General features: G+C 71.7%; 10 protein-coding genes. 7 read left to right on the forward strand and 3 right to left on the reverse strand.

Annotation, left to right across the window (positions count from 1 at the left end; all coding sequences use genetic code 11):
• Positions 1 to 5 precede the first annotated feature (5 nt).
• Together ilvD and LL648_RS45285 are read right to left on the reverse strand one after the other, a co-directional pair.
• On the reverse strand, positions 6 to 1,847 hold the full coding sequence (gene ilvD / locus LL648_RS20730; protein ID WP_232664282.1) for a dihydroxy-acid dehydratase: 1,842 nt from the start codon (positions 1,845 to 1,847) through the stop codon (positions 6 to 8).
• Between the two features lie 6 nt (positions 1,848 to 1,853).
• Positions 1,854 to 2,249: a PH domain-containing protein gene (locus LL648_RS45285; RefSeq protein WP_232664283.1), complete on the reverse strand. Its 396-nt coding sequence runs from the start codon at positions 2,247 to 2,249 to the stop codon at positions 1,854 to 1,856.
• A gap of 429 nt (positions 2,250 to 2,678) precedes the next feature.
• Between LL648_RS45285 and LL648_RS20740 the strand changes: the two genes are divergently transcribed.
• From LL648_RS20740 to LL648_RS20770, 7 genes are all read left to right on the forward strand, one after another.
• Complete coding sequence (locus LL648_RS20740; protein ID WP_232664284.1) at positions 2,679 to 4,616, forward strand: acetolactate synthase large subunit; 1,938 nt, start codon at positions 2,679 to 2,681, stop codon at positions 4,614 to 4,616.
• Positions 4,616 to 5,125, forward strand: a complete 510-nt coding sequence (ilvN, locus tag LL648_RS20745; protein ID WP_232664371.1) for an acetolactate synthase small subunit — start codon at positions 4,616 to 4,618, stop codon at positions 5,123 to 5,125. Before LL648_RS20740 ends, ilvN begins: the two co-directional genes overlap by 1 nt.
• A 48-nt stretch (positions 5,126 to 5,173) precedes the next feature.
• Positions 5,174 to 6,178, forward strand: a complete 1,005-nt coding sequence (ilvC, locus tag LL648_RS20750) for a ketol-acid reductoisomerase (RefSeq protein WP_232664285.1) — start codon at positions 5,174 to 5,176, stop codon at positions 6,176 to 6,178.
• A 351-nt stretch (positions 6,179 to 6,529) separates the two neighbouring features.
• Positions 6,530 to 8,131 carry a phosphoglycerate dehydrogenase gene (gene serA, locus LL648_RS20755; RefSeq protein ID WP_232664286.1) on the forward strand — a complete coding sequence of 534 codons (1,602 nt, stop codon included), beginning with the start codon at positions 6,530 to 6,532 and terminating at the stop codon, positions 8,129 to 8,131.
• A 162-nt stretch (positions 8,132 to 8,293) separates the two neighbouring features.
• On the forward strand, positions 8,294 to 11,587 hold the full coding sequence (locus LL648_RS20760; protein ID WP_232664287.1) for a S8 family peptidase: 3,294 nt from the start codon (positions 8,294 to 8,296) through the stop codon (positions 11,585 to 11,587).
• A 248-nt stretch (positions 11,588 to 11,835) separates the two neighbouring features.
• Complete coding sequence (locus LL648_RS20765) at positions 11,836 to 12,879, forward strand: 3-isopropylmalate dehydrogenase (protein ID WP_232664288.1); 1,044 nt, start codon at positions 11,836 to 11,838, stop codon at positions 12,877 to 12,879.
• 90 nt (positions 12,880 to 12,969) lie between these two features.
• Positions 12,970 to 13,500: an LppU/SCO3897 family protein gene (locus LL648_RS20770; protein WP_232664289.1), complete on the forward strand. Its 531-nt coding sequence runs from the start codon at positions 12,970 to 12,972 to the stop codon at positions 13,498 to 13,500.
• 88 nt (positions 13,501 to 13,588) lie between these two features.
• Here the strand turns inward: LL648_RS20770 and LL648_RS20775 are convergent, their stop codons facing one another.
• Complete coding sequence (locus LL648_RS20775) at positions 13,589 to 14,554, reverse strand: hypothetical protein (protein WP_232664290.1); 966 nt, start codon at positions 14,552 to 14,554, stop codon at positions 13,589 to 13,591.
• Between the last annotated feature and the right edge of the window lie 43 nt (positions 14,555 to 14,597).

Genomic DNA, 14,597 nt, shown 5'->3' on the forward strand with positions numbered 1-14,597 from the left:
AAGTTCTACGGGATGCGGCGGACGGCACCCGTGTGCGCGCTGGTGGCGAGCGCGGCGTAGGCGCGCAGCGCCTTGCTGACGGGGCGCGTACGTTCCGTCGGCTGCCACGGCCGCTCCGAGGCCTCCATCTTGGCCCGGCGCTCCGCCAGCACCGCCTCGTCCACCTGCACCTCGAGGGTGCGGCTGCGGACGTCGATGAGCACGGTGTCGCCGTCCTCGATCAGCCCGATCACGCCGCCGTGCGCCGCCTCCGGCGAGATGTGGCCGACCGAGATGCCGCTGGAGCCGCCGGAGAACCGGCCGTCGGTGATGAGCGCGCACTTCGCACCCAGGCCGGCACCCTTCAGGAATGCGGTGGGGTGCAGCATCTCCTGCATCCCCGGCCCGCCGGACGGGCCCTCGTAGCGGACGACGAGCACGTCACCGGCCTGGATCTGCTTGGTGAGGATCACCGAGACGGCCTCCTCCTGGCTCTCGACGACCCGCGCGGGCCCCTCGAAGCGCCAGATGTCCTCCGGGATGCCGGCCGTCTTGATCACCGCGCCGTCTGGGGCGATGTTGCCGCGCAGGACCGCGAGGCCGCCGTCAGCGGTGTAGGCGTGCTCGCGGTCGCGGATGCAGCCGCCTGCGGCGTCGGTGTCGAGCGACGACCAGCGGTTCTCGGTGGAGAACGCCTGCGTGGTGCGCACCCCGCCCGGCGCGGCGTGGAAGAGCTCGACGGCCCGCTCCGACGGTGCCTCGGCCCGGATGTCCCACTCGTCGAGCCACGCCTCCAGCGTCGGGGAGTGCACGGTGTGCACCTCGGTGTCGAGCAGTCCCGCCCTGCGCAGCTCGCCGAGGATCGCCGGGATTCCGCCGGCCCGGTGCACGTCCTCCATGTGGTAATCGGAGTTCGGCGACACCTTCGCGAGGCACGGCACGCGGCGCGAGACGGCGTCGATCGCCGCGAGGTCGAAGTCGATCTCGCCCTCCTGCGCGGCGGCGAGGACGTGCAGCACGGTGTTGGTGGAGCCGCCCATCGCGACGTCGAGCGCCATGGCGTTCTCGAACGCGGCCTTCGTGGCGATGTTGCGGGGCAGCGCGCTCGCGTCGTCGTCGCGGTACCAGCGGGTCGCCAGCTCCATCACCGTGCGCCCGGCCTGCAGGAACAGCTCGCGGCGGAAGGCGTGGGTGGCGAGGGTCGAGCCGTTGCCCGGCAACGCGAGCCCGAGCGCCTCGGTGAGGCAGTTCATCGAGTTGGCGGTGAACATGCCGGAGCAGGAGCCGCAGGTCGGGCACGCCGAGCGTTCGACCTCGGTCAGCCCGGCCTCGTCGACCGCGCTCGAAGCGGACGCCGCGATCGCCGTGATCAGGTCGGTCGGCGCCTGCGCGACCCCGCCGACGACCACGGCCTTGCCGGCCTCCATCGGCCCGCCCGAGACGAACACCGTCGGGATGTTGAGCCGCATGGCGGCGTTCAGCATGCCGGGGGTGATCTTGTCGCAGTTGGAGATGCAGACGAGCGCGTCGGCGGCGTGGCCGTTCACCATGTACTCGACGGCGTCGGCGATCACCTCGCGGCTGGGCAGCGAGTAGAGCATCCCGCCGTGGCCCATCGCGATCCCGTCGTCGACGGCGATCGTGTGGAACTCGCGCGGCACTCCACCGGCCTCCCGGATCGCGCCGGCCACGAGGTCACCGAGGTCCTTGAGGTGCACGTGGCCGGGGACGAACTGGGTGTAGGAGTTGGCGATCGCGACGATCGGCTTGCCGAAGTCGTCGTCGGTCATGCCGGTGGCGCGCCACAGCGAACGGGCGCCGGCGGCGTTGCGGCCGTGGGTGGTGACGCGGGAACGCAGAGCCGGCATCAGGGCTCACTCTCCAGCAGGGTCGGGAAGCCTGCCGCCGCTCGCGGCGGAAAGCTGGGGCAGATGGCGGACGTGGACGGCCGGGAGCGGTAGCTCCGCGCCATCGGTCAGCACCGCGCTGACCCGGGTGCGGTTGCCCAGTCGCAGCGAGCTGATCTCGCTCCACGGTACGCGCCGCCCGCTGACGAGGCTGCGAACGGTCACGGCCTCCGGATCGGCGACGGTCCGCACGCGCAGCGTCCATACGATCATGCCGAGCGGCAGCAGGTAGATCAGCCAGAGGTACGGAGCGCCGAACGCGAACGGCGTCGCGCAGAACGCGAACGCCAGCGCGACGAGCACGACCAGCGGGGAGACGCGGAAGACGGCGCGCGGGGCGGGGCCGTCATCGGTGGAACTCACGCCGTCCATCGTCGCACCCCCGGGGTTGACGATGCGCCCGCCGGGTGCCCGCCGAACGGCGCTACTCCGGTGCCGTGGAGAGGGGCCATCGGGAGGGCAGGAAAGCCACGTTCAGGGCCTGTGGGGGCAGGAAAGTGGCGTTCCTGCCCTTGCGGCGGAGCCGGGACGCGCCTTGGTTCAGAGGGGCTCGCACAGTCGGACGTCCTCGCACTCGTCCCACGATCTGGTACCCCATTCCCAGTGGGTTGACGCATCATCCGGACGGCGGCTAGCGTCGCGGGCATGTCCACCAACCGGGTGCTCGTACTTCGCAGGCGCGTCAACGCCTGAGCGAGCACTCGGTCGTCGACGCGCCACCCTCGTTCCGCCGGACCCGGCGGTCGGGGGTTTTTTCATGTCTGACTCCCATGCAGTGAGGCTGACCGCAAAATGACCACCGCAACGCCCCGATCCGGAACGGCGGGACCGAAACCGGCCCCGCCGCCGGGACGCCCGGGCCAGCAGGCCGCCACCGCGCCGCGCGGCGAGACCGCGCCGCGGTTCGACGCCGTGCCGATGACGGGCGCCCAGTCGCTCGTCCGCTCGCTGGAGGAGGTGGGCTGCGAGGTCGTCTTCGGCATTCCCGGCGGCACCATCCTCCCGGCCTACGACCCGCTTCTCGACTCCACGCGGGTACGGCACGTCCTCGTGCGGCACGAGCAGGGCGCCGGGCACGCCGCGACGGGGTACGCGCAGGCCACCGGCAGGGTCGGGGTCTGCATGGCCACGTCGGGGCCCGGGGCGACGAACCTGGTCACGCCGATCGCCGACGCGCACATGGACTCGATCCCCCTCGTCGCCATCACCGGGCAGCAATCCCGCCCGCTGATCGGCACGGATGCCTTCCAGGAAGCCGACATCACCGGCATCACGATGCCGGTCACCAAGCACAACATGCTGGTGACCGACGCGAAGGACATCCCGAGGGCCATCACGGAGGCCTTCCACCTCGCCAGCACCGGCCGACCCGGCCCGGTCCTGGTGGACATCCCGAAGGACGTCCTGCAGGAGCAGACGACCTTCACCTGGCCCGCCGAGATGCGGCTGCCCGGTTACCGGCCGACGACCCGGCCGCACGGGAAGCAGATCCGCGAGGCCGCCAAGCTGATCTGCGCGGCCAAGCAGCCCGTGCTGTACGTCGGCGGTGGTGTGCTGAAGGCCCAGGCGTCAGCGGAGCTGCTGCAGCTCGCCGAGCTCAGCGGCATCCCGGTGGTGACGACGCTGATGGCGCGGGGCGCGTTCCCCGACAGCCACCCGCAGCACGTCGGGATGCCGGGGATGCACGGCACGGTCGCCGCGGTGGCGGCCATGCAGAAGTCCGACCTGCTCGTCGCGCTCGGCGCGCGGTTCGACGACCGGGTGACCGGCCAGCTGGCGAGCTTCGCGCCCGACGCGAAGATCGTGCACGCCGACATCGACCCCGCGGAGATCTCCAAGAACCGCCGCGCCGACGTCCCCATCGTCGGCGACTGCAAGGAGGTCATCACCGAGCTGATCACGGCCGTCACGGCGGAGCGCACCGAGCACGGGCACCGCGACCTCGCGCAGTGGTGGGCCTACCTCGACGACTTGCGTGGCACCTACCCGCTCGGCTACTCGTGGCCGACCGACGGCTCGCTCTCCCCGGAGTACGTGATCGAGCGGGTCGGCCAGATCGCCGGCCCGGACGCCGTTTACGCCGCCGGTGTCGGGCAGCACCAGATGTGGGCCGCGCAGTTCATCAAGTACGAGAAGCCGCGGTCGTGGCTCAACTCCGGTGGTCTCGGCACGATGGGCTTCGCGGTGCCGGCCGCGATGGGCGCGAAGATGGCCCGTCCCGACGCCGTGGTCTGGGCGATCGACGGCGACGGCTGCTTCCAGATGACCAACCAGGAGCTGGCGACCTGCGCGATCGAGGGCATCCCGATCAAGGTCGCGATCATCAACAACGGCAACCTGGGCATGGTCCGGCAGTGGCAGAACCTGTTCTACAAGGAGCGCTACTCGCAGACCGACCTCGGCACGCACAAGCACCGGATCCCCGACTTCAAGCTCCTCGCCGAGGCGATGGGGTGCGTCGGGCTGCGCGCGGAGTCGAAGGAAGAGGTCGACCGGGTCATCAAGCAGGCCATGGAGATCGACGACCAGCCCGTCGTGATCGACTTCGTGGTCGGGGCCGACGCGCAGGTCTGGCCGATGGTCGCGGCCGGCACCGGCAACAGCGAGATCATGGCCGCGCGCAACATCCGGCCGCTGTTCGACGGTGACGAGCTCGTCGCCGACGACGCGGCGGTCGACGCGGTGATCGCAGAGGCGCGGCCACATCAGGAGCAGGGAGACGAGGGATGATGGAGCGCCACACGCTGTCGGTGCTCGTCGAGGACCGACCGGGCGTGCTCGCCAGGGTGTCGGGGCTGTTCTCGCGGCGCGGCTTCAACATCGAGTCGCTCGCCGTGGGCCCCACCGAGCACCCGGACGTCTCGCGCATGACGATCGTCGTCGCCGTGGACGACCTGCCGCTCGAGCAGGTCACCAAGCAGCTCAACAAGCTCGTGCACGTCATCAAGATCGTCGAGCTCGAGCCGGCCGCCTCGGTCCAGCGTGAGCTGCTGCTGGTGAAGGTGCGGGCCGACCCCGGCGTGCGCAGCCAGGTGCTGGAGATCGTCAACCTGTTCCGGGCCAAGGCCGTCGACGTCACGCCGGAGGCGCTGACGATCGAGGCGACCGGAACCGCCGAGAAGCTCGCGGCGTTGCTCAAGAACCTCGAACCGTTCGGCATCCGCGAGATGGTGCAATCCGGGATGGTGGCCGTCGGCCGCGGTCCCCGGTCGATCACCGCGGCCGCCGCCGTCCGGTGAACTCGAACTTCCGTTGAATCAGTACCCGAAAGGAACTCCGTACCCGTCATGAGCGTGAACATCTACTACGACGACGACGCCGACCTCTCGATCATCCAGGGCCGCAAGGTCGCGGTGATCGGCTACGGCAGCCAGGGCCACGCACACTCGCTCTCGCTGCGCGACTCGGGCGTCGACGTCCGGATCGGCCTGCCGGAGGGCTCGAAGTCGCGGCAGAAGGCGACCGACGAGGGCCTGGAGGTCGGCACCCCCTCGGAGGTGTCCGCGTGGGCCGACCTGATCATGATCCTGGCGCCGGACACCAAGCAGCGCCACATCTACTCCGAGGACATCGCGCCCAACCTCGAGGCCGGTGACGCGATCTTCTTCGGGCACGGCTTCAACATCCGCTACGACCTGATCAAGCCGCCGGCCGACGTCGACGTGGCGATGGTCGCGCCGAAGGGTCCCGGCCACCTCGTGCGCCGCCAGTTCGTCGACGGCAAGGGTGTGCCCGCGCTCATCGCGGTCGAGCAGGACCCGTCGGGCAACGCGAAGGCGCTCGCGCTCTCCTACGCGGCGGCGATCGGCGGCGCGCGCGCCGGCGTCATCGAGACCACGTTCAAGGAGGAGACCGAGACCGACCTGTTCGGCGAGCAGGCGGTGCTCTGCGGCGGTGCCGCCGCGCTGGTGCAGACCGGGTTCGAGGTGCTCACCGAGGCCGGCTACGCGCCGGAGATCGCCTACTTCGAGTGCCTGCACGAGCTCAAGCTGATCGTCGACCTCATGTACGAGGGCGGCATCGCCAACGAGCGCTTCTCCATCTCCGACACCGCGGAGTACGGCGACCTCACCCGCGGCCCGCGGGTGATCACCCCGGCCGTCAAGGACGAGATGCGCAAGATCCTCGCCGAGATCCAGGACGGCCGCTTCGCCGCCGAGTGGGTCGCCGAGGACGACGCAGGCCGCCCGAACTTCACGCGCCTGCAGAAGGAGGGCCAGGAGCACCCCATCGAGCAGGTGGGCGAGAAGCTCCGCGGCCTCATGAGCTGGGTGGGCTCGAAGGCCACCTGATCCGCAAGCCTGCCCTCCCGGCTCCGCCGGGAGGGCAGGAAAGCCACTTTCCTGCCCTGTGAGGGCCGGAAAGTGGCTTTCCTGCCCTTGCGTGCGGAACGCACACGTTGCCGGGAAAGCCACGTTCCCGGCCCCACACGCCGGGAAGCCACTTTCCAGGCACCCCTACCGACGGTCGCGCGCCCGCGCCGGCGGGAGGCAGCTGGGTCCCATTGTCCGGTCGTAGTCCGAAGTGTCCGGAAAGTGGATTTTCGACCGGCGGCTCCGCCAACGCCAGAGGGGACGCCGGCGGCGCGCGCCACTAGGATCGGTTCCCATCCCCGCCACCGACTCAGGAGCACTGGAACCGTCGTGACCAACGCCCGCCGCCCCGTCGTCCTGCTCGCCGAGAAGCTCGCACAGTCGGCGGTGGCCCTCCTCGGCGACGGCGTCGACGTCCGCCACGTCGACGGCACCGACCGGCCGGCGCTGCTGGCCGCCATCGCCGATGCCGACGCGTTGCTCATCCGCTCCGCGACGAACGTCGACGCCGAGGTGATCGCGGCGTCCACCAGGCTGAAGGTGGTCGCGCGCGCCGGGGTCGGACTCGACAACGTCGACGTCCCCGCCGCCACCGCGCGCGGTGTGATGGTCGTGAACGCCCCGACCTCCAACATCGTCTCCGCGGCCGAGCACGCCGTCGCGCTGCTGCTCGCGACCGCGCGCCACATCCCCGCCGCCGACGCGAGCCTGCGGGCCGGGCAGTGGAAGCGCAGCTCCTACAGCGGTGTCGAGCTCAACGGGAAGACCGTCGGCGTCGTCGGGCTCGGCAAGATCGGCCAGCTGGTCGCGCAGCGCCTCGCCGCGTTCGGCGTCGAGCTCGTCGCGTACGACCCGTACGTCGCGCCGGCCCGCGCCGCCCAGCTCGGCATCGAGCTGCTGACGCTCGAGGAGCTGCTCCAGCGCTCCGACGTGATCTCGATCCACCTGCCCAAGACCGCCGAGACCCTCGGGCTCATCGGCAAGGACCAGCTCGCGCTCACCAAGCCGGGTGTGCTCATCGTCAACGCCGCCCGCGGCGGGCTGATCGACGAGGACGCGCTGGCCGAGTCGGTGCGCAGCGGGCACGTCGGCGGCGCCGGGATCGACGTCTACCTCACCGAGCCCACGACGTCGAGCCCGCTCTTCGAGCTGCCGCAGGTGGTCGTCACGCCGCACCTGGGCGCCTCGACCGACGAGGCGCAGGACCGCGCCGGCACCGACGTCGCACGCTCGGTGCAGCTCGCGCTCGCCGGCGAGTTCGTCCCCGACGCCGTGAACGTGCAGGCCGGCGGCGTCGTCGGCGAGGAGGTGCGGCCGTGGCTGCCGCTCACGCAGAAGCTCGGGACGGTGCTGCACGCCGTCGCGGGCCGGCTGCCGACGTCGGTGACCGTCGACGTCGCCGGTGAGCTCGCGGCCGACGACGTCTCCGTGCTCGCGCTCGCCGCGCTGCGCGGTGTGTTCACGCAGGTCGTCGAGGAGCAGGTGACATTCGTGAACGTGCCGGCGCTGGCCGCCGACCGCGGGGTCGCCGTCGAGGTGACGACCGCGCCGGAGAGCGAGAACCACCGCAGCGTCGTGCAGCTGCGCGCGGCGATGCCCGACGGCGAGTCGATCTCCGTCTCCGGCACGCTGACCGGGCGCCAGCAGGTGCAGAAGCTCGTCGAGGTCAACGGCCGCCACTTCGACCTGCGCGCCGAGGGCGATGTCGTGCTCCTCGAGTACGCCGACCGGCCGGGCGTCATGGGCCGGGTCGGGTCGCTGCTGGGCGAGGCCGCGGTGAACATCGAGGCGGCGCAGATCAGCCAGACCACCGACGGCACTGACGCGATCATGCTGCTGCGGGTCGACCGGCCCGTCGACCCGGGGGTGCTGGAGCCGATCGGCGCCTCCGTCGGCGCCCGGACCACCCGGTTGATCTCCTTCGACGGCTAGATGCTCGACCCTGCGCGCGTGTCCCTCGACCGGGGCCGGTAATCCACACGATCGGCTGCCCGTCAGAGCGGCGCACGATCGGCGCCGGGCCACCGCCATAGGTTGCCCGCTGACCGCCGGGATGGCTCCGGTGGTGAGGGCGGCTGGGTGGGGGACGGACGGGTGGCGCGACGGCGCTGGCGCACGATGGTCGTCGCGGCCGGACTGGCACTGACGGTGGGTTTTGCGGCGATGCCGGCGGGGGTGGCGGCTGCGGCTCCGCCGCTGCCCATGAGCACGGTGTTCGTCGAGCTCGACGGGCCGTCGGCGCTGCAGCAGTACCTCGCGGCAGGCCCCGGCGACCGGGCCCGCGCCAGGGACGCCGCGCGTGCGGCGCGCGCGACCATCAGGGCGCGGATCGACCAGATGCTCGCCGGGCTGCGTGGCCACGAGGCAGGCTCCGCGGTCTTCCGCACCACCAACGCCGTGCCCGGGTTCGCGCTGCGCGCCACGCCGGCCGCTGCGCGCCTGCTGGCCGCGCAACCCGGGGTGCGCTCGGTGCGCAAGCTGACCACCGCGTACCCGTCGAACGCGAGCGCCGACCAGCTCGGCGGGGCGCTGCGGGCCTGGCAGCAGACCGGACGGCTGGGCACGGGCGTCCGGATCGGCATCGTCGACACCGGTGTCGACTACACCCACGCCGACTTCGGTGGGCCGGGCACCGTCGAGGCCTTCACCTCGGACGACCGGCAGTTCCCCACGGAGAAGGTGGTCGGCGGCGTCGACCTGGCGGGCGACGACTACGACGCCGACTCCGACCAGCCCGCCCGCACCGTCCCCACGCCCGACGACGACCCCATGGACTGCGAGGGGCACGGCTCGCACGTCGCGGGCACGGCCGCCGGCTACGGCGTCGACGCGAACGGTGCGACGTTCCGCGGCGACCCGCGCACCCTCACCCCCGAGCAGCTCGACGCCATGCGGATCGGACCCGGCTCGGCACCCGGAGCGTCGATCTACGCCATCCGCGTCTTCGGCTGCTCCGGGTCGACCGACCTCACCGCGGAAGGGCTCGACCACGCGCTCGACCCGGATGGCGACGGCGACTTCGCCGACCGGCTCGACATCGTCAACCTCTCGCTGGGCTCGGAGTTCGGCGCCGTCGACGACCCGGTGAACGACTTCGTGCGGGTGCTCACCGAGAACGGCGTGCTCGTCGTCGCGGCCGCCGGCAACGCGGGCGATTCCTACGACGCCGGCGGCTCGCCCGGCAACAGCCCCGACGCGCTCGCCGTCGCGAGCGTGCGCGACCCCGGGGTGCTGCTCGACGGCATCGAGATCGCCGGGAAGGGGCCGGTCGCGGGCCAGTACAGCATCGGCTACGAGCGCTACGAGACGCTCGACGTCACCGGGCCCGTCGTGCAGCTGAGCTCGGCGAACGCGCAGGGCTGCAACGCGTACGGACCGGAGGACGCCGGCCGCGCGCGCGGCGCGGTCGTGTGGCTGGAGTGGTTCGACGAGGACACGAAGCGCATCTGCGGCTCGCAGCCGCGCGCCGAGAACGCCGCCGCGGCCGGTGCCGTCGGTGTGGTCATCGCCTCCGGCCGGTCCGACTTCGGCTCCATCAAGATCGCCGGCAACGCCGAGGTGCCGATGTTCCAGATGACGAAGTCCGGGACGGCCGCACTGACTGCCGCGGTTGCGGCAGGCCCGACGCAGGTGCGGATGTCGGGGAAGCTCTCCCGATCGCAGCAGGTCACGGTGCCCGAGATCGCCGATACCCCGAGCACGTTCAGCGCCCGCGGGGTGCGCGCGCCGACCGTCAAGCCGGACGTCGCGGCACCGGGGGAGTCGATCACGTCGGTCGCGGTCGGCACCGGCAGCGGGCGGACCAGGATGTCGGGCACCTCGATGGCGAGCCCGTTCGTCGCCGGCGTCGCCGCGATGGTCGAGGAACAGCATCCGGACTGGTCACCGGCCCAGCTCAAGGCGGCGATCATGGGGACGGCCACCGCCGACGTGTTCACCGGGGAGAACCGCACCGGCAACCGGCTCGCGCCCATGCGGGTCGGCGCCGGCCGGATCGACGCCCGCGCGGCGCTCGCCACGACGCTGCTCGCGGCCGATGCGGAGAAGCCGGGCGCCGTCAGCGTGACGTTCGGGGTCGTCGAGGCCCGCCCGGGGGAGCCGCTCCAACGTTCGCGGCGGATCGCGGTGACGAACTACGGCCCGGCCCCGGCCGCCCTCACCGCCGCCTACGAGGCCGTGACGACCACCCCTGGCGTGCGGATCGCCGTCACGCCGGCGGCCGTCACCGTGCCGGCAGGCGGCTCGGCGCTGCTGGACGTCACGATGCGGATCGACGACCCGCGCGCGTTGCGCCGCACCGCCGACCCGACCATCGAACTCACCCAGGACGGCCAGGCACGGCAGTACCTCGCCGACGCGTCGGGCCGGGTCGTGCTGCAAGGGCCCGGCGGGACACTGCGGGTGCCGGTGTCGGTCGCGCCGAAACCCGTTTCCGACCTGACGGCGACCGTGACCGGTCGGAACGTCGAGCTGCGCGGCACCGGCGTGGCACAGGGCGAGGGCCGCGAGGCCTACCGGTCGCGGGTCGGGGTGTTCGCGCTCGCGGCGGAGAGCCCGAAGCTGCCGATCTGCGAGGGCAGCGACGTCGTCTCGGGCTGCGTCGCCAACGCCACGGGCACCGGCGGCGACCTGCGCTACATCGGGGTCTCCTCGACCGTGGCCGCCGCCAAGGCCGCCGGGCGGCCGCAGGACGCGCTGCTGACGTTCGCCGTGGCGACGTGGGCCGACCTGTACAACGTCGGGTCGCTCACCGTGCCGACCGTCGAGATGGACGTCGATGGCGACAACCGGCCCGACTTCGCGACGGAACTGGTGACGCTGACCGACACCGACCTGCTCGTCGCGCGCACCACCGACCTGCGCAGCGGGAAGCAGCTGGCGACCGAACCGGTCAACGGGCTCGACGGCGCCACGTCGAGCAACGTCTTCGACACCGACGCGTGGGTGCTGCCCGTGCGGCTCACGACGCTCGGCATCGACCCGGCGACGCAGCGCTCGGCCCCGATGCGGTACCGCGTGGTCGTGCACGGCGAGTACGGGCCGACGGGCAGCGACGACGGGTTCGTCGACGCCACCGACCGGATCCTGCGCGTCGACCCGTTCGCGCCGCCCGTCGCCGTAGCGGGCTCGACGACCCCGCTGCAACCCGCCGATGCGCGTACCAGGCTGACGCTGGACCGTCCCTCGAACGGGCCGCTGCTGGTCGTGCACGGCCAGAACGGCACCGGCGCGCGGGTCGCCGTCGTCGGGGACCCGGAGGAGGCATCGGAGGAGGGCGCCGGCGCCCCGTGGCCGATCAACAGGTGGAAGCCCGACCGGCTCGCCGCCGTGCGAGGGCCCGGAAACCGTTCCCCCGAGAGTGGGCCAGTTGGGTGGCTCGTACTCTGACCGGCGTGGTCGGACCGGTACCAGCGGCAAGTGGCGGTGACCGGGTGATGTGAGAGCGGGCACAATGGCCCGCTCGGATGGTGGGACTCACCTGGTCGCGGTCTTGCGGCGAACAGGATCGACCACAGCTCCACCCGACGGGGCGACCTCGATCGGGTGGTTGACAGAGGGTCGGGATCGTTGCGGCCGGTAACGTGCAGCCCTGCTGTATGGGGGCCAGAGTGAGCGGGCTAGAGAGGACAGAGGGCATGCGCCTTGCGGTCATTCCGGGCGACGGCATCGGGCCGGAGGTCATCGACGAGGCATTGAAGGTCCTCAACGAGGTCTCGCCCGGTGCGGAGACGACCACCTACGACCTCGGTGCCGCACGCTGGCACTCGACAGGGGAACTGCTGCCGGAGTCGGTGCTCACCGAGCTGCAGGGTCACGACGCGATCCTGCTCGGCGCGGTCGGCGACCCGTCCGTGCCCAGCGGGATCCTGGAGCGCGGGCTGCTGCTGCGCCTGCGCTTCGAGCTCGACCACCACGTGAACCTGCGGCCGGCCAGGCTGTACCCGGGCGTGCGCGGGCCGCTCGCCGGCAACGCCGAGATCGACATGGTCGTCGTGCGGGAAGGCACCGAAGGGCCGTACGTCGGCACGGGTGGCCTGCTGCGCAAGGACACCCCGAACGAGATCGCGACCGAGGTCAGCATCAACACGGCGTTCGGCGTCGAGCGGGTCGTGCGCGACGCGTTCGCGCGGGCGTCGCGGCGCCCGCGCAAGCACCTGACGCTGGTGCACAAGACCAACGTGCTCACCTACTCCGGGCGGCTGTGGTCGCGGATCGTGGAGGAGGTGTCGCTGGAGCACCCTGAGGTCAGCGTGGCGTACCAGCACATCGACGCGACCACGATCCACCTGGTGACCGACCCGGGCCGCTTCGACGTGATCGTCACCGACAACCTGTTCGGCGACATCCTCACCGACCTCGCGGCCGCCGTCACCGGCGGCATCGGGCTCGCCGCGAGCGGCAACCTCGACGTCTCGCGCCGCAACCCGAGCATGTTCGAGCCGGTGCACGGCAGCGCGCCGGACATCGCGGGGCAGGGCATCGCCGACCCGACGGCCGCCGTGCTGTCGGTCGCGCTGCTGCTCGACCACCTCGGCCAGTCCGATTCGGCACGGCGCATCGAGGCGGCCGTCGCGTTCGACCTCGCGACCCGCGACCACTCCGCCACCGGCCACACGCGCTCCATCGGCGACCGGCTCGCGGCACTGGTGAGCGCGCACGTCACGGCGCCGAGCGTCTGATATTCGTCCGGTTTTGTCGGTCACGGGCGGTAGCTTCCCTCCGCCCGTGATCGACTGATTGCGGGATCGATCTCACCGGAAAGCAAACCGATGATCATCCCTTTGCGTACCCACGTCGTCAGAGCGCTGCTCTCCGCAGCGGCGCTGCTCGTCGTCGGGTTCGCCACACTCGCCTGCGGCACACCGGAGCCGCCCCACCCCGCCGACACCGGTGGATCCGTCGACGTCAGCGTGAAGGTCGGGGAGTGCCTCACGCTGGGCGGCTCGGAGGCGAACGCCAGCGCAACACCGGCGCCGTGCGGCAGCGCCGAGTCGACGCACCGGGTGACCGGCAAGGCGCCCAAGCAGGAAGACTGCTCGAAGGACACCGACGCCGTCTACTTCGAAGAGATCTTCACAGCCCAGACCGGGGCGCTGTGCCTCGAGATCGACTGGGCCAAGGGCCAGTGCTACAAGCTGAGCGACGCCGGCCCCACCAAGCACGCCTGCGTGGGCGGCGACCCCGCCGTCGTCAAGATCGGCGAGACGGTCGAGGGGGCGACGGACGAGTCCGCGTGCGCCAACGGCGGGACCGTGTACGCGGTGCGCAAGGTCGCCGTCTGCTTCGAGCAGCCCGTCTAACGCGCATCCGTCCGTGGCTGGGTTGAGGGCAGGAAAGCCACTTTCCGGCCCTCACAGGGCAGGAAAGTGGCTTTCCTGCCCTCCCGGCTCACGCCGCCCGCTCGACCCGGAGCGGGGGGCGTGGGCGTTGGGCGGCCTGACGGTAGGTGGCGCGCAGCGTCTCGATCACGGCACGACCGTCGGTTCGGAGCCGCTTCGGCTTCGTGGCCGTGTACACCGCGCCCGCCGCGGTGAAGGCCGCGGCACGCTCGACGGTCCGGTCGTGATCGCTGGGCGCAAGGTGCCATTCGCTGGATTCGATCTCCCACACCATCGCCACGTCGTCCAACCAGCAGTCGGCGATCCCGAGCAGGCGCCCATCGGCGCGGTACACGGGAACGTTCCACAGCGGCTCCGGCAAGCCGCTCGCCCTCCACAGCACACGGGCCTCCCGTTCGGCAGCTGACCGGACCCCGATCGCCAGCTCGGAAAGCACCCTCCGCGGTACGGCAGTGCCCCGCCGCGAACTCGCCTCGAGCTCCTCACCCAGCCTGCCGATAGTGCACAGGCCCCGTTGCACGGCGTCGGACAACAGCTCGGTGACCTCGCCGGGTGAGCGGAGCCGTCGCACCGCGTCAGTGCACGCCCGAGCCAACGGGGCGATGCGAACGGCCCCGCGCTGCATCCCGAGCGGGAGCCGTTCCGTGCGTTCGACGTGCACGTAGTCGACCGAACGCACCTGCCGCGTCGAGGGGACGAGCACGTGGACCTCACGCTTGCGATCTCGGACCGGTCCGCGCCGCACGCCGTGCATCCAGCACGCCTCGATCCCGGTGATGACGGCGTCGGGGCCGCACAGCAGCGAGGCTGCGTGGACCTCCTGCTCGCGTGTCGGCTTGCCGGTGAAGAGGAGAACGACGCCGGGCAGGATCCGCTGCCAAGGACCGCCGTCGAGGCAACGCTTGTAGACGGTTCGCTCCAAGCAGCCCAGCTCGACGAGTTGGCGAGCCGTCGCGACGCCGGTCGGGCAGGCCTTGCGTAGTTTCAGCAATGGTAAGTCGATGTCACGAGCCATGCCGGCCATGGTTCGCGACCGCGGGTCGCGGCGTGGCCGAATC

This window comes from Pseudonocardia sp. TRM90224 (assembly GCF_021245725.1).
Classification (GTDB): Bacteria; Actinomycetota; Actinomycetes; order Mycobacteriales; family Pseudonocardiaceae; genus Pseudonocardia.

Excerpts from the sequence above, each read along its gene's own strand:
- ilvD (WP_232664282.1), bottom strand. The coding sequence starts at position 1,847 with ATGCCGGCTCTGCGTTCCCGCGTCACCACCCACGGCCGCAACGCCGCC.
- LL648_RS20740 (WP_232664284.1), top strand. The coding sequence starts at position 2,679 with ATGACCACCGCAACGCCCCGATCCGGAACGGCGGGACCGAAACCGGCC.
- ilvN (WP_232664371.1), top strand. The coding sequence starts at position 4,616 with ATGGAGCGCCACACGCTGTCGGTGCTCGTCGAGGACCGACCGGGCGTG.
- ilvC (WP_232664285.1), top strand. The coding sequence starts at position 5,174 with ATGAGCGTGAACATCTACTACGACGACGACGCCGACCTCTCGATCATC.
- LL648_RS20765 (WP_232664288.1), top strand. The coding sequence starts at position 11,836 with ATGCGCCTTGCGGTCATTCCGGGCGACGGCATCGGGCCGGAGGTCATC.
- LL648_RS20770 (WP_232664289.1), top strand. The coding sequence starts at position 12,970 with ATGATCATCCCTTTGCGTACCCACGTCGTCAGAGCGCTGCTCTCCGCA.
- LL648_RS20775 (WP_232664290.1), bottom strand. The coding sequence starts at position 14,554 with ATGGCTCGTGACATCGACTTACCATTGCTGAAACTACGCAAGGCCTGC.